This is a genomic window from Pseudolactococcus reticulitermitis, assembly GCF_002260845.1.
Lineage (GTDB): Bacteria > Bacillota > Bacilli > Lactobacillales > Streptococcaceae > Pseudolactococcus > Pseudolactococcus reticulitermitis.
Genome location: NZ_BEDT01000002.1, coordinates 174,723 through 197,654, shown reverse-complemented (window position 1 = coordinate 197,654; position 22,932 = coordinate 174,723). Strand labels below are relative to the sequence as shown.

17 protein-coding genes and 1 other RNA gene are annotated in these 22,932 nt (G+C 43.0%); 1 reads left to right on the top strand and 17 read right to left on the bottom strand.

Going from position 1 to position 22,932, the window contains the following annotated elements; all coding sequences use genetic code 11:
- Positions 1-42 precede the first annotated feature (42 nt).
- The gene (locus tag RsY01_RS04835) at positions 43-705 is read left to right on the top strand and encodes a redox-sensing transcriptional repressor Rex (RefSeq protein ID WP_094784422.1); all 663 of its coding nucleotides are present in this window, start codon (positions 43-45) and stop codon (positions 703-705) included.
- 165 nt (positions 706-870) lie between these two features.
- Here RsY01_RS04835 and radC read toward each other — a convergent pair whose 3' ends face one another.
- From radC to RsY01_RS04740, 17 genes are all read right to left on the bottom strand, one after another.
- On the bottom strand, positions 871-1,551 hold the full coding sequence (radC, locus tag RsY01_RS04825; RefSeq protein WP_094784421.1) for a RadC family protein: 681 nt from the start codon (positions 1,549-1,551) through the stop codon (positions 871-873).
- Between the two features lie 178 nt (positions 1,552-1,729).
- A complete protein-coding gene (locus RsY01_RS04820; protein WP_094784420.1) occupies positions 1,730-2,587 on the bottom strand; it encodes a hypothetical protein in 858 nt (285 codons plus the stop codon).
- Between the two features lie 92 nt (positions 2,588-2,679).
- Positions 2,680-3,138 (bottom strand): bacteriocin immunity protein, encoded by a 459-nt coding sequence (locus RsY01_RS04815; protein ID WP_094784419.1) that lies wholly within the window; start codon positions 3,136-3,138, stop codon positions 2,680-2,682.
- A gap of 191 nt (positions 3,139-3,329) precedes the next feature.
- Entirely contained in the window at positions 3,330-7,043 is a 3,714-nt protein-coding gene (locus tag RsY01_RS04810) for a phosphoribosylformylglycinamidine synthase (RefSeq protein ID WP_094784418.1), read from the bottom strand.
- A 4-nt stretch (positions 7,044-7,047) separates the two neighbouring features.
- A complete protein-coding gene (gene purC, locus RsY01_RS04805; RefSeq protein ID WP_094784417.1) occupies positions 7,048-7,770 on the bottom strand; it encodes a phosphoribosylaminoimidazolesuccinocarboxamide synthase in 723 nt (240 codons plus the stop codon).
- Positions 7,771-7,963: 193 nt separating this feature from the next.
- Entirely contained in the window at positions 7,964-9,559 is a 1,596-nt protein-coding gene (locus RsY01_RS04800; RefSeq protein WP_094784416.1) for a cell division site-positioning protein MapZ family protein, read from the bottom strand.
- A gap of 1 nt (position 9,560) precedes the next feature.
- Positions 9,561-10,712: a THUMP domain-containing class I SAM-dependent RNA methyltransferase gene (locus tag RsY01_RS04795; protein WP_094784415.1), complete on the bottom strand. Its 1,152-nt coding sequence runs from the start codon at positions 10,710-10,712 to the stop codon at positions 9,561-9,563.
- A gap of 101 nt (positions 10,713-10,813) precedes the next feature.
- Positions 10,814-11,210, bottom strand: an RNA gene (gene rnpB / locus RsY01_RS04790) — RNase P RNA component class B.
- A 42-nt stretch (positions 11,211-11,252) separates the two neighbouring features.
- Positions 11,253-11,654: a cell division regulator GpsB gene (gene gpsB / locus RsY01_RS04785; protein WP_094784414.1), complete on the bottom strand. Its 402-nt coding sequence runs from the start codon at positions 11,652-11,654 to the stop codon at positions 11,253-11,255.
- A 97-nt stretch (positions 11,655-11,751) separates the two neighbouring features.
- Complete coding sequence (gene pyrF, locus RsY01_RS04780) at positions 11,752-12,462, bottom strand: orotidine-5'-phosphate decarboxylase (RefSeq protein ID WP_094784413.1); 711 nt, start codon at positions 12,460-12,462, stop codon at positions 11,752-11,754.
- Entirely contained in the window at positions 12,455-13,396 is a 942-nt protein-coding gene (locus RsY01_RS04775) for a dihydroorotate dehydrogenase (protein ID WP_094784412.1), read from the bottom strand. The genes pyrF and RsY01_RS04775 overlap by 8 nt, the downstream gene beginning before the upstream one ends.
- The gene (locus tag RsY01_RS04770; protein WP_094784411.1) at positions 13,396-14,181 is read right to left on the bottom strand and encodes a dihydroorotate dehydrogenase electron transfer subunit; all 786 of its coding nucleotides are present in this window, start codon (positions 14,179-14,181) and stop codon (positions 13,396-13,398) included. The genes RsY01_RS04775 and RsY01_RS04770 overlap by 1 nt, the downstream gene beginning before the upstream one ends.
- A 188-nt stretch (positions 14,182-14,369) precedes the next feature.
- Complete coding sequence (locus RsY01_RS04765; RefSeq protein WP_094784410.1) at positions 14,370-16,166, bottom strand: heavy metal translocating P-type ATPase; 1,797 nt, start codon at positions 16,164-16,166, stop codon at positions 14,370-14,372.
- A gap of 204 nt (positions 16,167-16,370) precedes the next feature.
- Positions 16,371-19,559 (bottom strand): carbamoyl-phosphate synthase large subunit, encoded by a 3,189-nt coding sequence (carB, locus tag RsY01_RS04755; protein ID WP_094784408.1) that lies wholly within the window; start codon positions 19,557-19,559, stop codon positions 16,371-16,373.
- Positions 19,559-20,830 (bottom strand): AbiH family protein, encoded by a 1,272-nt coding sequence (locus RsY01_RS04750; protein ID WP_094784407.1) that lies wholly within the window; start codon positions 20,828-20,830, stop codon positions 19,559-19,561. Before RsY01_RS04750 ends, carB begins: the two co-directional genes overlap by 1 nt.
- Positions 20,831-20,833: 3 nt before the next feature.
- The gene (locus RsY01_RS04745; protein ID WP_094784406.1) at positions 20,834-21,916 is read right to left on the bottom strand and encodes a carbamoyl phosphate synthase small subunit; all 1,083 of its coding nucleotides are present in this window, start codon (positions 21,914-21,916) and stop codon (positions 20,834-20,836) included.
- A gap of 15 nt (positions 21,917-21,931) precedes the next feature.
- Positions 21,932-22,861, bottom strand: a complete 930-nt coding sequence (locus RsY01_RS04740; protein ID WP_274519418.1) for an aspartate carbamoyltransferase catalytic subunit — start codon at positions 22,859-22,861, stop codon at positions 21,932-21,934.
- Positions 22,862-22,932: the final 71 nt, after the last annotated feature.

The window sequence follows — 22,932 nt, the reverse complement described above, 5'->3', positions numbered from 1 at the left end:
ACTAATAAATAGTAAGCAATACTAATGGAGGTTTTTACTTTTATGGTCGTCACAAAATTTAATGAAGTCTTACCCAAGGCAACTGCCAAACGCTTGCCCCAATACTACCGCATTTTCAAGCAGTTTGTGGCAGACAAGGTGGATCGAACCAATTCGCAGGCCATCGCCGCAAAATTAGGCGTTGACTCAGCTACCGTCAGACGGGATTTTTCACTGTTTGGCGAACTTGGCAGACGTGGCTATGGCTATGATACCACTGCCCTTCGTGACTTTTTTGGCAATCTATTAGGCGACTCTGCGGAAACTAACATCGCCCTTGTCGGTGTCGGTAACTTAGGCCGTGCCTTGATTAATTATCGCTTTCATGATCGCAATAAAATGCGGATTACCCAAGCCTACGATGTCGCGGGCAACCCGCTCGTTGGCACCAAGACTGATGATGGTATCCCAATCTACAATATCTCAGATATTCAAAAAAATCTTCAGGATTCAAATATCGAGACTGCTATCATCTCAGTGCAGTCTGACCGCGCCCAAGAAGTCGCTGATACTTTGATTGCTTCTGGCATTAAAGGCATTCTCAACTTTACACCAAGACGCCTTCAAGTCCCAGAAAATATCACGGTGCAATCGATTGATTTGACCAGTGAACTCCAAACGCTCTTGTTTTTCATGCAAGACAAAAAAGAGACTGAGCAAAAATGATGCCAAGGTCTCAAGCATTGGTGTTTGTCGCAAGATTCGTTTTCTGGGCGTTCAATGGCATCCTGACTTTATGTATCATGTCCGTAATGAAGACTTAGCTTTCTTGCCTTACACTGTCTCTAATCTTTAACGACACGTCCTTTATCTGGACGTGTTTTTTTAACCTCAAAACATCAAACCACTCTCCTGAAATGAAAAATAGCGCTGATGCCCGACGATGATATGGTCAATCAAGTTAATACCAATATAATCACAAGCATTTTCCATTCGCTCAGTGAACACAACATCCGCCTCTGACGGTTTAGGGTCACCAGACGGATGATTATGGGCGATTAAAATACCAGCTGCCAAGGTTTTAACTGCAAAATGCAAAATTTCACAGGGATTGGCACTCGCTGAATTAACGGTTCCCACAAAAATTGTCCGCTTTTTGATGATTTTATTTTTACCATCCAGATAGACTGCCACCAAATGCTCCTGATCAAAGTCTGACATCTCATCAATCAAGGTCTTGGCAAATTGTTGTGCCCCTTTGACTTGACCATATCGTTTGCGTTCAGTGGTTTGTATCCGCTTGCCCAGCTCTATCATGGCACGGATTTCGACAGCTTTACTCTCGCCAATCCCTGAAATTTGCATTAGCTCTTCAATACTAGCCCTGCGAAAATTTTCCAGCGTTTCAAAATGGCGAAGTATCTGACCTGACAGCTCTAAGACAGATGACCGAGCCGTACCCGTTCGCAGTAAAATAGCCAGTAATTCTTGATCCGATAAATACTTTTCTCCGAGTGTTCTCAGGCGCTCACGTGGTCTCATGGGGTAGTCTACTTCTTGTATATCATACATATTTTTGCCCTCTAACTCTATATACGAAAAATAGTAACACTTTGCTTATCTTTTTTGATAATTTCTGATGATGGTTACTACAAAAAATCAAACCACATCAGTGGCTTGATTTTATATCAGATATATGCTCGAAATAGGTTGAGCTACTGTCATTAAGTCCTAAAAAATAAATCATGTTCTATTTTTTGCGCATACTCTCACCTTGATAATCATTGAAAATTTCAGATGGCGTGCTAACATCGGTATAGTAAGCATCTTTTCCATATATTTTTTTATTTATCCATGACACCTCTTCATCAAATTTTTTCTTTCTAACCTTTCCAATTGAACTGTATAATCTGACCACTACTTCCTCAAATACAATTGGAACCAAAATAATTTTCATATGCAATGAAATTGGTAGCCAATAAAACATTAATAACCATCCTAAATATAGATATAAAATATACTTTTGATTACTTTTTAATTTAATAATACTTCGTTTTGCATTGATAAATAAGTCTTTTTCTTTCGCCTTAAACTTATCAATACTTTTAGCCATTCTTATTACCCCAATGATAATCCCTATCAGCGCAAGAAAGATAAATAGAGAAACCGCAAGTTTGTTTGTAAACCAAAAATGCCAAGTTACTTTATAATTAGAAACATATATGGCTAATAGAGTACTCACGGTTGCAACACCAATCATGGTATAATCATATAGCGTTTTTTCTTGTAACCTTTCAGCATCTAATTTACTAATAGACACTGCATGCCATTTATCGACTTTTCTAAATAAATTAATTGCTGAAAATTTAGGAGAAAAATGATTAACTAGAAAATAATGGTCATCTTTTGTTTTAATGATTGAATAAAATCTTGTCCCTGTGACACTATAAATATCAACAGGAGACCATTTTTGTCTATATTCATCTAATTTTATGACTTCTTCTTCACTCCTATCAGAAAAAAATGATGTCTTTTTTAAGACAAACAATATGCCATAAGTCGTTCCCCATAAAAACAATCCTATTATAGCTAATATAACAAAAATCATTTATTTCTCCACATACTAATGATTAGCTAATTCACAATATTTAATAGATTGATTGGATGCACTAACCCTTTAGACATTTGGCATCTCCTCTTTTATAAGAACTTAGGTAAGAAAAATAAGAGCAACACAACACATATTAAAATAGCAATAAATAGTATTACTGAAATAAACTGCGAACGGAAACTATTACAATAGACATCCCCCTTACGTCTCCATTTTCCGCCATATCTTCCATTTCCTACCCATTCAAAATCAGGATTATCATATTTCCAATCTCGTGCACCTAGAAAGTCAACTGGCTCACCATAAATTTCTTGGATATCTTTAAATAACTTATCAGCGTTTGGTGTTAGACCATTTTGTTGATATATTTCTAAGTCTCTCAAGCCTAACGAAAGAACATTGATTACTTTTTTAAAGGCTACTCCTTCATTAAAAGCTATCGCAGCACGTGTTAAAATTTCACGTTCTTTAACAGAGACAGAGCTACTCAAACTCAGTAGTTCTTTTGTTCTAAAAATGAATTTTGTTTGTCTTGCTGTCACTCCCATTGTTAATCCCCATAACCATTATAGACGATATTTTTTGTTGTGCTTTGATATATTCCTTTACAATCTTCAATCAGATTAAATTCATTATATCATTTCAATCAACCCATTTCTATCTTTTTTAAATGAGCAATCGCCACAAAAAAATCATGCAGATAAAATCAAACTCAACATGATTTTTATAATAATTCTGATTAACCTCTAAAATAAGCCACAGCACTTTCAAAAAGTTGCTGATCTTTATGACCGGGGATATTTTTGAAAAGTCCAGCTTCATAGCGTTCAGAATGTCCCATTTTACCGAGAATCTGACCGTTTTTACTGATAATGCCTTCAATGGCTGCGACTGAACCATTGGGATTGTAGAAAGAATCCATGCTTGGTTTGCCATCAAAGTCAACGTATTGTGTGATGATTTGACCGTTGTCAATCAAGTCAGCGAGTTCAGCATCGGAAACAACAAACTTCCCTTCTCCGTGCGAAACTGGAATGGTATGAATGTCACCGACTTGAACACCTGTCAACCACGGCGAATTGGTGTTGGTGATTTTGGTCTCAACCATTTTCGCCACGTGCTGATTGGCATCATTATAGAACAGGGTTGGTGACTGATTAGTCAAGCTGTCAAATTGACCATAAGGCAGCAAGCCAGATTTGACCAAGGCTTGGAAACCATTACAGATTCCAAGAATCAGCCCACCATGCGCGATAAAGGCATCAATGGCTGATTTGACTTGCTCGTTCAAGAGAATGTTGACGATAAATTTGGCAGAACCATCCGGCTCGTCGGCTGCCGAGAAACCGCCCGCAAACATGAGAATATTGGCTTGCGCGATATTGGCAACCATTTCCTTGATTGAATCCGCAATATCTAAGGTACGGAAGGGTACGATTTTAGCTTGAGCACCCGCTGCTTCAAAGGCTTTGGCTGTATCGTATTCACAGTTAGTCCCCGGAAAGACTGGGATATAGACGATCGGTGTCTCGATTTTAGCCGGTGCTTGAATCGTCGCGTGAGAAGCTTTCGTCTCAACCTCTACTAAACGATCAGCTTGTTCAAACAAAGTTGGATAGACTGATTCTAGCGGGCTTTCGTAGCTTGACAATAAGGTCTCACCTGACAGGCTGATACCATTGATCACGAGATTAAAGTCCGTCGTTGTACGACCGATTTTTGTCACACCTGTGATTTCTTCAGGAGAGGTGAAGATAAAGCCAGCAAACTGCGCTTTGATGATGTCTGAGATGTCAGATAGGGCAAGGTTGGCACCGATGTGATTGCCGAAGGTCATGAGGGCGATGGCTTCACCAAAACCGCCTGCCTTGGTCGAAATGGCTGCCGTGATGTTATGGTGTGCTTGCAAGTCTGTCAGCAAGTCAAAATTCGATTTGATAATGTCCCAGTTGATGTTATCTGTGACCGTTATGCCAGGGATATAGTAGATATTGTCATGAGGGGACTTAAACTCAGGCGATAAGATGCGGTCTGTTTCAGACGTCGTCACGCCAAAGGCAATCAGTGTTGGTGGCACTGTGATGTCCTCAAAGGTGCCACTCATGGAATCTTTCCCACCGATTGACGGCAAGCCGAGCTGTTCTTGCGCCTCGATCGAGCCAAGGAGAGCCGCAAGTGGCTTACCAAAACGTTCAGGCTGTTTGTCCATGCGCTCAAAATATTCTTGGTATGAAAAACGTGCTTGAGCCCAGTTTGAACCTGTCGCAACCAGACGTGCTGTCGCCTCAATCACAGCATAAGCTGCACCGTGATAAGGTGACCAAGCCGCGATTTCTGGATTGTAGCCATGCGCAAGTAGGGAAACAGTATCGGTCACACCGTGCAAGACTGGTAATTTCTGAACAGTGCTTTCAGTTGGTGTAAGTTGATAGCGACCACCAATCGGTTGGTTGACTGTTGAGCGCCCGATGGAGCTATCAAAAATCGTCTGCAAACCTTTTTGTGAGGCGAAGTTGAGCTCTGACAAGAGACCATTCAAATCAGTATCTAGCGTCTCTAAAGTTGATGTTTTATCAAATGGTACAGGTAAGTCAGAATCAACAACGGTGGCATCCACAACGACACGAACACCATTTGTATCGAGGAATGAGCGTTCGATGTCAACAATCGTTTGCCCTTTCCAGACCATGGTTAGGTTGGCTTTTTCAGTCACTTCTGCGACTTGAACCGCCAAAATGTTTTCCTTGGCACATTCAGCGATAAATTTATCAACGTCTCTAGCTTCAACGACAACAGACATTCGTTCTTGCGATTCAGAAATCGCAATTTCAGTTCCTGATAGCCCTTGATATTTCAATGGAATTTTATCTAAATCAATGCGTAAGCCGTCTGCTAATTCACCAATAGCAACACAGACACCACCCGCACCGAAGTCATTAGATTTTTTAACGAGCTGTGTCACTTCTGGATTTCTGAACAGGCGCTGAATCTTACGTTCTTCAATGGCATTACCTTTTTGAACCTCAGCGCCTGCGGTTTCAACTGTTTCCTTGGTCTGAACCTTAGACGACCCAGTCGCCCCACCGACGCCATCACGACCTGTTTTGCCACCGAATAAGATAATCGCATCACCTGCTTGAGGTTTCAAACGCAGGACATTTTCCTTTGGTGCAGCACCGACAACAGCACCAGTCTCCAAACGCTTGGCGATGAAACCGGGGTGGAAATATTCCTTGACATAAGTCGTCGCAAGCCCAATCTGGTTACCGTAGGAGCTGTAACCATGGGCAGCCCCTTTAGAGATGACCTGCTGTGGCAATTTACCCGCTCGCGTCTCAGAAATCGGCGCCGTAATATCGCCCGCACCTGTAATTCGCATGGCTTGATAGACATAGGCACGACCAGAAAGTGGGTCGCGAATGGCACCCCCGATACAAGTCGACGCCCCACCAAACGGCTCGATTTCAGTCGGGTGATTATGCGTTTCATTCTTGAACATGAGGAGCCATGGTTCTTTGACACCATTGACATCGACTTCAATCTCAACCGAACAAGCATTAATTTCATCAGACACTTCCATGTCATCTAAACGACCATTGGCACGCTCGTAACGCCCGAAAATCGTCGCCAACTCCATCAATGTCGTTGGCTTTTCGCTCCGGTTGATATCTTCACGCATGGTCAGGTATTTTTCAAATGTCGCTTGAAGTTGCGTCTGAAATTTTGAACGTGAAAAATCAATATGTCGGAGTTCTGTTTCAAAAGTCGTATGACGCGTATGGTCACTCCAATAGGTATCCAAAACTTTCAATTCCGTTTCGGTTGGGTTTCGGTCTACTGTCTTGAAATAATCCTGAATCCACACCAAATCAGCCACTTCCATGGCGAGTGAGTAAGCTGTGTGCAGGTCAGCAATCTCAGTTTCAGATTTTGTGATAAAGTCTTCGAGAACTGGAATCCTGTCACTCGCACCTGAAATGGTTTCCTCCGCAATCTCAGTTTCGATGTCTTTAAAGCGTGAATCAACAGCGTTGAGCTGATAGGTCTTAATTTTTTCAAATTCCGCGTCAGACAAATCCGAATTGAGCAGATAAAGTTGTGCCGTTTTGACGACGGCATCATGGCTCGCACCTAGCAAGAATAGCGCTTCTTCTGCCGAGGTTGCCCTCTGGTCGAATTGTCCCGGAAGTGCCTCAATGGCGAAAAATTTAGACTCAGCAAGAGCAGCCTTGACTGTTGCATCGCTCAACAGGTTGTCCGTCACTTTTTCAGAGAAGATAGATTGTTCCGCAGCAGCCAAAATAGCATCTGCCACATGAAAAACATCATAGACTTGGACGATATTAACAGATGTCAACGTTTCAAGTTGCAGATTATGTTGTAACTCTGTCAAGAGGGCATGGTTTTTGACTTTAAATTCAGGTTTTTTAGCGACAAAAATACGTTTTTTCACGAGATTATTTTCCTTCAAATTCTGCTTGTAAATCGGCGAGGACTTTTTGATAAACTGGGATTATATCCCCTAAGTCACGGCGATAGACATCTTTATCAAGATGGTTATTATCGGCATCCCAAAGGCGTGAGGTATCAGGAGACACTTCATCAGCTAGGATAATGGTGCCGTCAGGCAAACGACCATATTCCAATTTGAAATCAATCAATTTGAGACCAATTTTGGTAAAAATATCTGTCAAAATCGCATCAGTTTCAAGCGCTGCTTGTTTGAGAAAGGCAATCTCGTCATCGCTTGCAATGTCTAAAAATTTAACATGGGCATCATTGATAAAAGGATCATCCAAATCATCATTTTTATAGTAAAATTCAACGATTGGCGTTGGAAATTTCACGCCTTCTTCAATCCCAAAACGTTTGGAAAATGAGCCTGCCGTATAATTTCGAACGACCACTTCCAAGGGAATAATGTCAACTTTTGTATTTAACTGTTCGGTTTTAGAGACTTGTTCAATGAAATGCGTTTTGACACCACGACGATTCAGCTCACGGAAAATCAGACTGGTAATTTGGTTATTGAGCTCACCTTTACCCGCAATCTGGTCTTTTTTCTTGCCATTGAGTGCTGTTGCTTGATCTTTGTAGGCAGCCAAAACAATTCTCTCGTCATCTGTCAGATAGAGATTTTTTGCCTTACCTTCATAGAGTAATGTCCGTTTTTCAGTCATGATTTCTCCTAAGTTTAATATAAATCTATCATAACGTAAAATTTGTTGAAATCATGAAAAAAACTGCCTAAATCAGGCAGTTTCTGTCTTAAACGTTCGGTTTTTATCCTATTTTCAGGAACATTTCTGACTTAAAATCAGTAAATGTGCCAAAAACAGCGGTTCAAAGTTCATACCTTCTTGTCAGAACAGCTTAGTAATCCAAGTCATCCGCATGGCCCGCGCCATTGCCGACAAAGTATCCTGTTTTACAGTTAATCGAAACGAGATAAGTGCCGTCAGGTCGGTAGAGATTGTAATAGCCGTTGCCTTTTTGGATGCTTGCTGGCAAAAGGATATAGGCATTACCTGTGATATAGCCGCGATCACGACATTTTTGCAAGACTAACTCTTGGATACCAGGCGCCCAAGCATAGGCGGGATTGCTGAGGTCAGCGTTTGGATCCACCGGAACACGGGAATTTCCCGTAGAAAGGCTGACGTTTGGATATTGGGCTTGATACTGAGCGGTTGATAAGCCAGAGCCAGTAGATACTGGCGTACTGGCTGAGCCCGCTGGCGCTGTAGCAGCCCCTTGTTCGGGTGCTGTTGTCGTATTAGCAGGCGCTGATGGTGCGACTGGTTGGGCTGGGGTTGCCGGCGCTGGTGCTTCAGAAGTCTTAGCTTTTTGCTGGGCTTGTCCATGGGCAACAGCGTCTTTTAATAAGATATTGAGCGCGTCATTTTCGGTCGCCGTATAGCTCAACTTAGCACCCTCTCGGACCTGCACTGATTTATCCAAAACACCATCCTTGATAACGGCCTTATCGAAATTCCCATTCATTGCTTTAATCGCTGAGATTTCCGACTTGAGTTCGGCTACTTTGGCTTGCAACGTTTTGTAGTCAGATTGGTTTTTCAACTTATCCAACTCGCCGGTCAGCTTGTCGATGTGATCAAACTGATCATTTTTTAATTTTGTCGCTTTATCATCTACGAAAAATGTCGCATAAACTTTGTTAAAAGCAGCTGTTTTTTTAGCTTCCTCAGACTTTTTAGCCTCTAATTTTTCGGTTTGGGTAGCTTGTTTTTGATTCACTTGATCAAAATGGTACCAGACTGCTCCCCCCACTGCCAATAAGAGCAAGGCGCAGACACCGATAATGACTGGCTTTTTATGTGAGTGAGTTGCTTCATCAGAAGTTACACTTGAATTGGCTGGACTGGCTTGAGGCACTATCATTTCAGGGACTTTGATAGGTGCTTTAGGCTCAGCCTTGGGTTCTGATATTTTGGTCGCTGATGGTGCAACAACTGGTACAGGTTCAGCTTGATTGACAGGGACATCATCAGACTTTTCAGTTAGCGCAGGCTCAGCTGGTTCTGTTTCAGTGCCAGCTTCATCTGACAAAACGACCGTGTCAAAAGACCCTTGAAGCTCTGGAAAATCAGGCTCAACTTCTTCAGTCATTCCAGTATTTTCAGCAACCTCTGGTGTTTCTGACGTTTCGATTTCAGCTTCTGGAGCAACTGGCTCTTTTGTCTCAGCAGTTGCTTCTTTTCTAACTGTTTTGACTAACTTATCCAGACTTTCAGATGCTGCCGCTGCTTTGAGTTGCCGCGCTTTTTTAGCAGATTCAATATCAGATCTGTGCTGACGAATATACTTATCAAGCGAGCTTTCCTTAGTCAAATTTTCAGTCTCAAGCTCATCAGACTTAGCCGCAACCTGTTCAACTGTCAGGTTTTCAGCATCTTTCATTGCCAATGTTTTTTCCTTGTAAGCTGTCTTTTTCTTTTTTTTAGCCATATTATTTTATTCTCTTACCAAAATATTGATACAAATCTGTCCGCAAGCGACCATTGTATAACTTACGTTTTTTAGTCGCCTTAGCGCCATAATGTTTTTCGAATTCTAAATCACTTGTGATGATATATTTACTCCAAGTCTCAAGTGGCTTGAAGGTCTCACCCATTTCTTCATAGAGTTCATAGGCCGCCATCTCATCGCCTAACCGCTCGCCATAAGGTGGGTTAGAAATCAAGACACCGTCTAATTTGTCAGAGCGAAAGTCTTGCAGACGCATTTGCTTGAAGTGAATGATGTCATCGAGACCGATTTCGAGGGCATTTTCTTGGGCGATTTGGATCATCCGCCCATCAATATCAAACCCAGAAATGTCAAGTTTGGCATCATAATTGGCTAGACTTTCCGCATCATCTCGAACTTTTTTGAAAATCTCATCTTCAAACCACGGCCACGCTTCAAAAGCAAAGTCTCGGTTGAAACCTGGTGCAATGTTCATCCCAATCAAAGCCGCTTCGATACAAAATGTCCCTGAACCACAGGTGGGGTCAACAAAAGGGCGTGACATATTGGCGCGCCAGTTGGTCAACATGATAATAGCCGCCGCCATATTTTCCTTAATCGGTGCGCCACCTTTGTCAACCCGATAGCCCCGCTTAAAGAGCGACTCTCCTGTTGTATCCAGCATGATGGTCGCCACATTTTTATGTAAAGCGACTTCAATCGAAAATAGCGCACCTGTTTCAGGGATTGGTACATTTTCAGGTCGATGATAATGGACTTGCATTTTTTTAGCGATGGCTTTTTTCGTAATCGCCTGAATACTTGGCTCATTGTGTAAGTCAGACTTGATGGCTTTAGCTTTGGCGATTGGAAACTGAGCGCCGAAAGGTAAAAGCTCAGCCCAATCTAAGGCGTAGACACCTTCAAATAGGTCATCAAAAGTTTTAGCCGGAAATTCACCGATAATGATTTTGACACGATCAGCCGTTCTCAACCAGAGATTGGCTTTGGCAATCGTTTCCTTGTCACCTGAAAATAAAACACGTGAGCGATCATCTAGTTTCGTTTCAATGCCTAAATCTCGTAATTCACGCGCGGTTAGACTTTCAAGTCCCGCCGCTGCTGTTGCGACTAAATTAAAATTATTTTTCATCTTTTCTTTTCTATGAGTTGTCTCTCGTTTGAGACCTAGTCAAACAAGCATAGTATCTCAAAAAGGCTGGAGCTTTGCGCTCCAGCCCCTGTCATCCAGTTTTCTATAAGCCATGTTTTGTTCCAGTTGACCGTTCAGCCAACCTTCGATAATCATCTGTCTGCTATTTTTAAGCAAGCCTAAAAATAGCCTCGTCGTGCGTTCAATTTCCGCGTGACAAGTGCCCCTACCATAAGTTTGGGTTGCTCGCTTGAGGGGTTTACCACGTTCCACTTGCTCTGTTTCCAAAGCAACTCGTCTCTATGGCACTTTTACAGAATTCGTCGCCTATTTTCGTGAGAAAACTTAGCTAAAATTCAGCCGTTAGGTCTGACAAACCTACCTAGGCTTATGGTTTCGCCTAGCACAAACACTGCGGGCATCGCAGCCCGCGCGAGCATGGACTTTCCTCACGATTCACAAGGATTACTCCAAGAAACCGCGCAATTATCCAAAAACTGGTTGTTAAAATGTGTGAAAGTATCGGAAATAACCGACGTCTTATTCTGCAGAGATATCATTTGCTGCTGTTGCTTGGGCTTGAGGACCAAAAACAGCACGTTCCAAACGGTTTAAACGTTTAAGAATGTCAAAATTATTGGCTGATTTCATCGTCACACGTGGGCCACTCGCTGTTTCAGTTGCATCTGTTGACGCAGTAATTGGGTTAAACCGTTGTGTGTTTTCAGAAACTGCAACCTGTGGTTTTGACTCAATGTTACGGATTTTTTTCTTCAAAAATTCATTTTCTTCTTGCAAAGCTAGAATTTCTTCTTGAAATTTTTCGTAATCGACAATGACATCATCTAATAAATCATTGACTTGGTCTTTATCGTAACCACGCATTTTCACATCAAAATCTGCATCGTAAATATCTTTCGGAGTAAAATTATAAGTTGCCATTATTTAGAGTCTCGCTATTTCTTTTCGTTATATCTTCAATCTTACCAAAAAAAATCATCATTGACAAGGGATAGTTCAAGCTGTCTCTAAACTTATCTTAGTTCTGCTTGCCTTGCCAGTCATTTTTGATTAAATGGTAGGCTGTCACAGGATTTTCTGCCTGCGTAATCGGCCGACCAACGACAATCAAATCACTGCCGATTTGTCTCGCTCGGCTTGGTGTCATCACACGCTTTTGGTCACCCACTGCGGCACCCGCAGGACGAATCCCCGGTGTCAGGCAGATGAAGTCTGATGAGGTTGCTGATTTGATCAACTCAACTTCTTGGGCGGAGCAGACAACGCCAGCAAGCCCAGCTTCCTGTGTTTTTTGGGCATAATGCACCACCGACTCCGTCAAACTCGTCTGGATATTTTGAAAATCGTGCATTTGTTGCTCACTGGTTGAGGTCAGCTGGGTCACAGCAATGAGTTTTGTTGACCCTGCCAAGCCGTCCAGCGCCTCAGACATCATCTCAACACCACCTGCGGCATGCACATTGGTCAAATCAACGCCAAGATGGCGAATGACTTTCATGGCTGATTTGACTGAGTTTGGAATATCATGCAATTTCAAATCCAAGAAAACATCGTGTCCTAAAGACTTGATATATTTAACGACATCAGGACCCGCCGCATAAAATAATTCCATGCCAACCTTGACATAGAGCTGTTCAACTGTATCAAACTGTTTTAAAAATGATTTGACTTCTGTCATGCCTGCAAAATCTAGTGCAATGACTGGTCTGTTTTCTGTTAATTTACCCACGAATCGCCTCCTGACAGTCTCTCATAAAAGTTGTTAAATCGGTGATACCATATTTGTCCATGACCTCTGGCAAAGTCTCGATGATTTTCGGACAGATAAAGGGATCGGTAAAGTTTGCTGTCCCGACACCAATGGCTGACGCTCCCGCAATCATCATCTCTAAAGCATCTTCAGCAGAATCCACACCGCCCATCCCGATAATCGGTAGTGATGACGCTTGTGCGACCTGACGAATCAGTTTAAGCGCCACGGGGAAAATAGCAGGGCCAGACATCCCCCCTGTACCATTCGCGATAATCGGCTGTCTCGTCTGCAAACTAAATCGCGTGCCGACCAAGGTATTAATCATCGTAAACCCAGTTGCGCCCGCATCTTCGACCGCTTTGGCAATGGTTGTGATATCAGCGACACTCGGTGTCAACTTGACATAGACAGGCGCATCAGACACTGAAACAGCAGCTTTGACAGCAGCATAAGCGAGTTCTGGGACTTGACCGATGAGCAGACCATGATTGCCGTGATCGACATTAGGACAGGAAATATTAAGCTCAATCGCGGTCACATTTTTAACCTTAGAAAGCTTCTGCGTGACCAAGGCGTATTCTGCATTAGAAAAACCAGCAACATTGGCAATAATCGGCAAGTCTGGACATTCTCGTGCCAGCCAAGTCAATTTGTCTGCAATGACAGCGTCCACACCCGGATTTTGCAGGCCAATAGCATTGAGCATGCCAGACGGCGTTTCTGCCACACGGGGTGTTGGGTTGCCAAAACGGGCTTGCGCTGTTGTCGCTTTAATCATGATAGAGCCAAGACGATTGATGTCATAGTATTTGGCGTATTCTTGGCCGAAACCAAAACAACCTGAGGCTGGGATAATCGGATTTTTCAGGTCAAGTCCTGGTAATTTGACTGCTAATCTCGTATTTGTCATCAGATGACTACCTCACTTGCTCTAAAGATCGGGCCTTGAACACAGACTTTCAAGGCTTGCTGACCCGTTGTATCGCCTGCCACATGAACGACGCAAGCGTAACAAGCCCCCATGCCACATGCCATTCTTGCCTCCATTGAGATGAAAGCATTGGGGTGATTGACTGTATGGCTAGCGACTGCTCTGAGCATCCCTGTGGCACCACAAGCATAGACCGCATCAAAGGCCATGACATCTAGTTCATCTAGTAAAACGCCAACATTGCCATCCCGACCGTACGACCCGTCATCTGTTACGATTTTAAGTTCAGATGCCACGGCTGCAAATTCTGCTTCTAAAATGACTGCTGATTTTTGGGCGAAGCCTAGCAAGACTGTCACGGCTACCCCCATTGCCACCAAATCACGCGCGAGTTGCACGAGCGGTGGGGTGCCAATACCACCGCCGACAATCAGGGCTTTTTGTTTTGGAAAGGGCATGTTGAGGTCAAAACCATTGCCGAGCGGTCCCATGACATCTAGTTTTTGACCGAGCGTCATTTGTGAGACATCCGCAAGACCGGGACCTTCGACACGATAAATGATGACGCAAGTTTTGGCTTTGCGGTCATACTCGGAGATCGAAATCGGGCGGCGTAAAACCTTGTCAGGACTTGGGACGCGGATATGGAGGAACTGGTCAGGCACGGTCATATCTAGCACCATGTCACCTTGTAGCACCATGCGAAACACACGGGGCGCAATCTTAACATTGGACAAAATTGTCATCTTTTCTTGTAAAATCATCGCAACCTTTCTTAATCCATTTCGTACAAAATCGTACTTGGCTAAAGCAGACCTATAAAAAACCGCAGGAAAAATCCCGCGGTTTGCTTTCATCTGACGCTGCAACCTTGTCATGCTCTCGGCATGACTTAAAGGACTTTCATCTATTATAACAGATTGGTGGCTAAAAACCAATAGGTTTCAAGTATTTATTTTCGATCTTTCAAGGCTTTCAAGGCGTAGAGGATAGAAACGGTATCAATGACTTCTTGGAGCAGGGCACCGATAATCGCTGGTAAGACACCAGTTGAAGCAATCAGCATGAGCGCGATACAGATGAAGATACCAATTAACACTGCTTCTTTCGCGACTTTCATCGTTTCACGAGAAATTTTGATGCTCTCAGGCACAAGGTTTAAGTCATTTCGCAAAACAACAACGTCGGCACTTTCACTGGCGACTGTTGAGCCACTGGCACCAAGGGCAATCCCGACATCAGATAAGGCGAGGGCTGGGGCATCATTGACACCGTCTCCGACCATGACCATAGGCCGATGCGTTTCTGGCAATGCTTTCAAAATACCAATTTTTTCACTTGGCATGAGGCCTGCGTGTACCTCTGTAATGCCTAACTCACCTGCGACGAGCTCAGCGGTTTTTTGATTATCACCTGTCAGCATCAAAATGTGTTGCACGTCTTGGGCTTTTAGTCTTTCAATGACGTGCTGAGATTCTGGTCGAATTTTATCTTCAAATAAAATTTTACCGATAAACGTCTCATCTTCACTGATGAAAACAGCTGTCCCATTCACTTTTTCATCTGCTGCATTGGCAAAGTTAGCGCGACCGATGCGATAGGTTTTATTGTCAATGACACCACTCAAGCCAAGACCAGTTGATTCTTTTAAATCTGATACGTCTAAAAGTGCCAAGCCTTTTTCTGTGGCAAGTTTAACCAGTGATTTGGCTAAAATATGGTTACTGCCAATTTCTAAGGCTGCAGCGATTTGGAGTAAGTCATTTTCTGAATGCTCTGTTTTTTCAGGTGTGATAGCCTTGACCTGTAAAACACCTGTCGTCAAGGTGCCTGTTTTATCAAAAGCAACGGTTTTAGCGAGTGACAATTTTTCAATCGTTGTGCCGTTTTTAACCAGAAGACCATTACGCGAACTACGGCTCATGCCACCGACAAAGGCAATCGGTGCTGCCAAAATCAAGGGGCATGGACTTGCGACAACTAGCACCTCAGCAAAACGGGTCACATTGCCTGAAATCAGCCAAGCTGCTCCTGCAATCACCAAGGACACAATCGTAAATGGCACGGCATAACGATCTGCCAGACGGACAAATTGGGCAGGTGTTGCTTCACTTTCTTTGACCAACTGAACGATTTTTTGGTACTGACTATCGGATGCTTTTTTACTCGCCTTGATTAAGACAGCCGTTTCGCCGTTGATACTGCCAGATAAAACGTCTTCCCCCACTGCTTTGGTCACAGGTTCTGATTCCCCAGTTAGCGACGATTCGTCAAACCAGCTATCGCCTTCTAAAACAATGCCGTCAATCGGCACCACTTCACTTGCCTTAACGAGCAACACATCGTCAATTTCAATCTCATCAATGGGTGTATCTTGATAGCTATCGCCAACTTTTTTATGAGCAAAGGTTGGGGAATTTTCCAATAACTTATGCAGTTCACGGCTGGCACGGTGCGCTGCGTAGTCTTCTAGCGACTCCCCACCAACAAGCATGACAATAATAATCAGACTTGCCCAGTATTGCCCAATGGCTAAAGTAGAGATAATCGCAATAATCGCAAGCAGGTCAACGCCATAGCGACCGCTACGTAATGTCTTGACCATCTCAATAAACATCGAAATGGCTAAGATTGCTCCGACAATGGTCACGAGTAAACGTGTCATCATCGGCTGATGAAAGCCAAAATCTAATATAATTGCAACAATCGCAACGATAAATGTGAGGGTTAATTTTTGCCAGTTTTTCATAACTTATATCATCTCATTTCTAAAATTCTCTATCATTAGTATAGCACAAATGCCCTGAAAATAGAGGCTTGTTGCTTGTTTTATGAAAAATTTCATGAAAAGTAAAAACGTTTTGACAGTTTCTTTCAAATAAGTCAAAACACTTTGACAATCAAAAAACACGAACCTCAATCCATGTTTTCTCATTTTTTATTCATGTTTAAATTAAATCGCTTGTGTCACAAATGAGCGACTTTCCAAAACTTTCAACATGGCAGCAATCGTATCTAAAGATGTAAACAAAGGCACACCATGCTCAATAGATTCACGACGAATGGTCATGCCGTCTGTGTTGTGGTCGTTTCTGTCTTTCCCCATGGTATTGACAACCGCCTGAATGCGTCCTGCACGGATACTGTCAACAATGTTGGCTTGTGTGTCTGTACTTTCGCCAATTTTAGCAATCACTTCCGAATAGACACCATTGGCCGCAAAGAACTTAGCTGTGCCAGCAGTGGCATAGATGCCGTAGCCAATGTCATAGAAGCGTTTCGCAAGGGTCAGCGCCTCTTCTTTGGCATCATCGGCAACGGTAAAGAGAATGTTGCCAAAGGTCGGAAGATGGAGGTAAGACGCCTCAAAGGCTTTATAGAGCGCTTTTTCAAGTGTCGTATCAGAGCCCATAACTTCGCCTGTCGATTTCATCTCTGGCGAGAGGTAGGCGTCCACTTTTTGCAGTTTCGTGAAACTAAAGACCGGCGCTTTGACATGAACCTTGTCATCTTCAGGGAAAAGCCCATCTTCATAGCCTAACTCTGCCAATGTTTTGCCTAAAATCAGCTGGGTTGCCACTTGTGCCATCGGAATACCTGTCACTTTGGACAGGAAAGGCACCGTCCGTGAGGCACGCGGATTGACCTCGATGACGTAAACCGTATTGTCAAAAATGACAAACTGCACATTCATCATGCCGATACAGTTCAGACCAAGCGCCAAGCGTTTGGTATAATCGGCAATCGTTGCTTGAATTTCAGCTGACAGATTTTGTGGCGGATAAACCGCCATGGAGTCGCCAGAGTGAACCCCCGCACGCTCGATATGCTCCATAATGCCTGGAATCAAGACATTTTCGCCATCACAAATCGCATCGACTTCACACTCGCGACCTAACAGATAAGAATCGACCAAAACGGGATGGTCAGGACTGGCTTTAACCGCTGTCTGCATGTAATTGCGCAGGTCAGCCTCATTATCCACGATTTCCATAGCACGACCGCCCAGGACATAAGACGGCCGGACGAGGACAGGATAACCAATCGCATTCGCATTCGCCACCGCTTCTTCTTCGTTAGTCGCTGTTGCACCAATCGGTTGCGGAATCTCAAGCTCTTGCAGCGCCGCTTCAAAGAGCTTCCGGTCTTCTGCACGGTCAAGCGCCTCAACCTGCGTCCCTAAAATCTTCACGCCCGCTTGAGATAAAGGCTCAGCCAAGTTAATCGCCGTTTGCCCACCAAACTGAACGATCACACCTTTGGGTTGCTCCAAATCAATCACATTCATGACATCTTCGAATGTCAGTGGCTCAAAGTAAAGTTTGTCAGAGACTGAAAAGTCAGTCGACACAGTCTCTGGATTTGAATTCATGATAATCGCTTCATAACCCGCAGCTTGAATGGCTTTGACTGAATGCACCGTCGCATAATCAAACTCGACCCCTTGCCCAATCCGAATCGGACCAGAACCCAAGACAAGGACAGATTCTTTTTCTGAGCGGATGGATTCATTTTCAAACTCATAAGAGCTGTAAAAATAGGGCGTTGTTGACTCAAATTCAGCCGCACAGGTATCCACCATTTTGAAAACGGGCATAATCTTGTTATCTAAGCGACGTTTGCGAACTTCTGCCGCATCTGTCTGCCACAAATCAGCGATTTTACGGTCTGAAAAGCCGTTGCGTTTGGCATCTTTCAAGACTTCTGGACTGAAAACATTGACAACCAATGCTTGCTCGATTTCAAAGATATGTTGTAATTTATCCAAGAAAAAGAGGTCGATTTTTGTTAGGCTGTGCAATTCTTCAATCGTATAACCACGGCGAATGGCTTCTGACAGATAGAAAAGTCTGTCATCTTGCGCCTTGACAATTTTTTCCACCAAGGCATCATCCGTTACGGCTGCCAATTCAGGCATTTCGTTGTGATAAACCCCGACTTCAAGTGAGCGAACCGCTTTGAGGAAAGATTCCTCGATGTTTCGCCCAATCGCCATGACTTCTCCTGTTGCTTTCATCTGCGTACCAAGCCGACGCTCGCCAGACTCAAATTTATCAAATGGGAACCGTGGAATTTTAGAGACGACATAGTCAAGCGCTGGCTCAAACATGGCATAAGTCGTGCCTGTCACAGGATTAATCATCTCGTCCAAGGTCAAGCCAACCGCGATTTTCGCCGCTAATTTGGCAATCGGATAACCCGTTGCTTTCGAGGCAAGCGCTGATGAACGTGACACACGTGGATTGACTTCGATGACATAGTAATTAAAGCTGTCAGGATCTAATGCTAACTGAACATTACAGCCACCCTCGATTTTGAGGGCACGGATAATTTTCAAAGACGCATCACGGAGCATTTGGTATTCAATATCACTAAGCGTTTGGCTGGGCGCAAAAACGATTGAATCACCCGTGTGAATGCCAACTGGGTCAAAGTTTTCCATGTTACAGACGACAATGGCATTGTCAGCTGCATCCCGCATCACTTCATACTCGATTTCCTTGAACCCGGCGATTGATTTCTCAATCAAACATTGCGTTACAGGCGAAAGTTTCAAGCCATTTTCAGCTGTTTCGCGCAGTTCTTCTTCATTGTCACACATACCGCCACCAGTACCGCCAAGGGTAAAGGCTGGGCGAACAATAATCGGATAGCCGATGGTATTGGCAAAAGCGACGGCTTCCTCAACTGTATTCACAATCTCAGATTCAGGAATTGGCTGATCCAATTCTTCCATGAGTTGCTTAAACAAATCACGGTCTTCTGCTTGGTCAATGGCTGAAAGTTTCGTACCAAGGAGCTCAATCTTTAATTCTTCCAGAATACCTGTTTTCGACAATTCCATTGCCATATTCAGACCCGTTTGCCCCCCAAGCGTTGGCAGCAAAGCATCTGGGCGTTCCTTACGGAGAATGCGTGTGACAAATTCAACTGTAATCGGTTCGATATAAACCTTATCCGCAATTTCCTTGTCAGTCATGATGGTCGCAGGGTTGGAATTGACCAAGACAACACCGTAACCTTCTTCTTTTAAAGCAAGACAAGCCTGTGTGCCAGCGTAGTCAAACTCAGCTGCTTGACCGATGATGATAGGGCCAGAGCCGATGACCATGATTTTTTTGATATCGTTACGTTTTGGCATTATTTCTCCTCTTTCGTATTCCAGTAAAAACCTTCTTCAAGTAATAAAAGGCGTCCTTCTAGTCTGAGCTTGTGTAATAAAACATCACTCTCTTTACCCATTGTTTCATCTTCGTATCTTCGGATTAAGTTGTCAATGCGCTTGTAGTTTTCTTCTCTGATTTCACTTATCTTGTCTTTATCATAGATACTAAAAAAGAAAATAAGTTGCACATCACCCTTAACTAAATTAACACTGTCAAAAATAATTTTGAAGTAAGTATAGTCCATGCCTCCCAAAGAGTGACCATAAAACTTTATTATTTTAGTGTTAATTCCAAATAAAGGAATTCTAAAATCTGGTTGCCTAATAGACAATGAACGATAGGTTTTGGTAAATGGAATTGCATTATCTGGTAAACTTTCATTTTCAATATTTCTATCAATCCCAAAAACTATCCCATGTTTTAAAGTACCGTGAACATTTTGAATTTTTGAAATTTCAATTTTCGGATCTTCCATTAAACAATAATACTTTTTATCTGGAAAAGGGAAAGCTGTAAATGGTTCTGTGTAGTTAAAAGAAATAATTTTTGTCTCAAAAGGTTCAACAGCGGTGTCATAAGTGATGATTTCTTTTAAAATATTAGTTGATTGATTGTTATATTCTTCATTGTTTTCAATTTCTTTTCGCAAATAATTTTTAAATTCATTTTCAAACACTTTGAGTTTGAGCATTAGAAAATCATAAAAGTTTTTGCTATTAAATTCTTCGCCAAACATCAGATTTGATAATCTAGTTTGAGATTCTTCATCTCCTCCTCTTGCATTGCTATCTAGTACCACAGCACCTGCACGAGTATCATAATGTGCCTTTTCATTACCCATTGGCTTTACTTTTTCCATGGATAACTTATGTCCATATTTTTTTATAAAATCATTAATATTATCCTGCTTATTCTTTATTTGCTTTTGACTATCAACATCTAGGCTAGCATAAAAATTCGGAACTTCAGACTCAATTTCTTCGCTTAAAACATATTCTTTAATAACCTGTTCAATATCTTTCCAATATGCCTCTTTGACATCTTCAATCTCACAGAGAATAATATCCCAGATAGTCAAAACGAAATCTATTTTATTGAATTTTTCAACATCGTTATCTTTCAAATATTTAATTTTATCGTTATATTCTTGAGAATCGTATCTAGATACATAAAAATCTTTATAACTGGACTTCAACCCACAGCGTAAATCAAACCCATTACCCAAAATAATCAGTTGTTCAGCCATAGACTACTCTTGACCTTCTTTAGTTGCATCAATCATTTCCATAAATTCATCAAAGAGATAATCTGCATCATGCGGACCGGGTGCAGCATCTGGGTGAAATTGGACTGAAAAAGCTGGCAAGTATTTGTGCCGAACCCCCTCGACTGATTTGTCGTTGATTTCAATATGGGTGACCATCAGGTCTGTCTTGTCAATCGACTCCGCATCGACAGCATAGCCATGATTTTGACTGGTAAAATCAACACGGCCTGTCGCAATTTCACGAACAGCATGGTTGAAGCCCCGGTGACCAAATTTCATTTTACTGGTCGTGGCACCATTGGCCATGGCAAAGAGTTGATGTCCTAGACAAATGCCAAAAATCGGGAATTTTTCTTGGATACCACGAATCATGTCTAAAGCTTGGGGCACATCTGTCGGATCACCAGGCCCATTGGTCAACATGACGCCGTCTGGATCCATATCAATGATTTCTTCAGCCGTAATCGTATGTGGCACAATCGTCAGATTACACTCACGTTTTGACAACTCGCGCAAGATGGAATGTTTGAGTCCAAAATCGACAACGACAATATTGCGACCTGTCCCCGGACTTGGATATGCGGTACTCGTTGACACTTGCTCAACTTGATTGGTCGGTAAAACCGTTGCCCGCAGTTGATCTTGGACGTGCTTAATCTCATCGCCTGCATTGGTAAGGGTTGCCTTCATCGTCCCATGATGACGGATAATTCGTGTCAAAGCACGCGTGTCAATGCCAGAAATGCCCGGAATATTTTTACGTTGTAGAAATTCATCCAGCGACATTTGATTGCGCCAATTGCTCGCCAAACGGGCATTTTCACGGACAACAACGCCTTTACAAGTCGGGACAATAGACTCATAATCATCCCGATTAATGCCATAGTTGCCAACCAAGGGATAGGTAAAGGTCAGAATTTGACCGTTATAGGACTGGTCAGTAATCGATTCCTGATACCCCGTCATCCCCGTAGAAAAAACGACTTCCCCCGTCACATCTATCTCTGCACCGAAAGCTGTCCCCTCAAAAATCGTGCCATCTTCTAAAACTAAAAGTCGTTTCATGTTTTCCTCTTTTCTTTATGCCTTGCCGTTGAGTATCGCTTCCAAAATCGCCATCCGCATGAACATTCCGTTCGTCATCTGTGCGATAATGCGAGATTTTGGCGCTTCGACTAAGTCACTTGCGATCTCCACACCACGATTAACTGGCGCTGGGTGCATGATAATCGCCGACGCTTTCATCTGCGCGTATCTCGCGTGCGTCAAACCGTATTGCGCATGGTAAGCTTCTTTTGAAAATGTTTCGCCAGACTCATGTCTCTCATGCTGCACCCGAAGGAGCATCAGCACATCGACACTGTCAATCATATCGTCCAAACCGACATATTGACCATAGACATCAAACTCGTCTGCATACCAGCTCTCAGGCCCTGTGAAATAAATAGCTGCGCCCAACCGTTTCAGCATTTGCATATTTGACTTGGCAACCCGACTATGGGTAATATCGCCCGCAATCATGATTTTCAAGCCGTCAAAGGTGCCAAATTCTTCATAAATCGTCATCAAATCTAGCAAAGATTGGCTCGGATGTTGCCCTGAACCATCGCCACCATTGACAATGGCTGCTTGAATCGTTCGGCTATCCACCAATTCTTGATAGTAATCTTCGTCCGTATGGCGAATGACACAGACATCAACGCCAATCGCGCTCATGGTCAAGACCGTATCATAGAGGGTCTCACCTTTTTTAACCGAGCTGGTCGACGCCTCAAATTCAATGACATCTAAACCCAACTTTTTCTCTGCTACTTCAAAGGACTTGTGCGTTCTTGTCGAGTTTTCAAAGAAAAGGTTGGCGACAAAGAATTGGCGGTTAAAGACTGGTTTAATCCGTTGATATTTGAAATCTTGGGCACGTTTGATTAAGCCCAACACTTCGTCATTACTGAGCAATGCCATGCTTGTCAAGTGTTTGATGGACACGATACCGTCGGGTGTTATTGTCAAGATGAGATTCCTTTCACAAAAAAATGGCTACCCTAAAGGCAGCCATAGTTTCGCCGTGCTCAAAAAGCCGG

Coding starts and splice junctions, on each gene's coding strand:
- RsY01_RS04800 (WP_094784416.1), bottom strand. CDS start 9,559: ATGGCTAAAAAAAAGAAAAAGACAGCTTACAAGGAAAAAACATTGGCA.
- RsY01_RS04770 (WP_094784411.1), bottom strand. CDS start 14,181: ATGATTTTACAAGAAAAGATGACAATTTTGTCCAATGTTAAGATTGCG.
- RsY01_RS04820 (WP_094784420.1), bottom strand. CDS start 2,587: ATGATTTTTGTTATATTAGCTATAATAGGATTGTTTTTATGGGGAACG.
- RsY01_RS04775 (WP_094784412.1), bottom strand. CDS start 13,396: ATGACAAATACGAGATTAGCAGTCAAATTACCAGGACTTGACCTGAAA.
- gpsB (WP_094784414.1), bottom strand. CDS start 11,654: ATGGCAACTTATAATTTTACTCCGAAAGATATTTACGATGCAGATTTT.
- radC (WP_094784421.1), bottom strand. CDS start 1,551: ATGTATGATATACAAGAAGTAGACTACCCCATGAGACCACGTGAGCGC.
- purC (WP_094784417.1), bottom strand. CDS start 7,770: ATGACTGAAAAACGGACATTACTCTATGAAGGTAAGGCAAAAAATCTC.
- RsY01_RS04815 (WP_094784419.1), bottom strand. CDS start 3,138: ATGGGAGTGACAGCAAGACAAACAAAATTCATTTTTAGAACAAAAGAA.
- RsY01_RS04750 (WP_094784407.1), bottom strand. CDS start 20,830: ATGGCTGAACAACTGATTATTTTGGGTAATGGGTTTGATTTACGCTGT.
- RsY01_RS04745 (WP_094784406.1), bottom strand. CDS start 21,916: ATGAAACGACTTTTAGTTTTAGAAGATGGCACGATTTTTGAGGGGACA.
- RsY01_RS04795 (WP_094784415.1), bottom strand. CDS start 10,712: ATGAAAAATAATTTTAATTTAGTCGCAACAGCAGCGGCGGGACTTGAA.
- RsY01_RS04835 (WP_094784422.1), top strand. CDS start 43: ATGGTCGTCACAAAATTTAATGAAGTCTTACCCAAGGCAACTGCCAAA.
- carB (WP_094784408.1), bottom strand. CDS start 19,559: ATGCCAAAACGTAACGATATCAAAAAAATCATGGTCATCGGCTCTGGC.
- RsY01_RS04765 (WP_094784410.1), bottom strand. CDS start 16,166: ATGAAAAACTGGCAAAAATTAACCCTCACATTTATCGTTGCGATTGTT.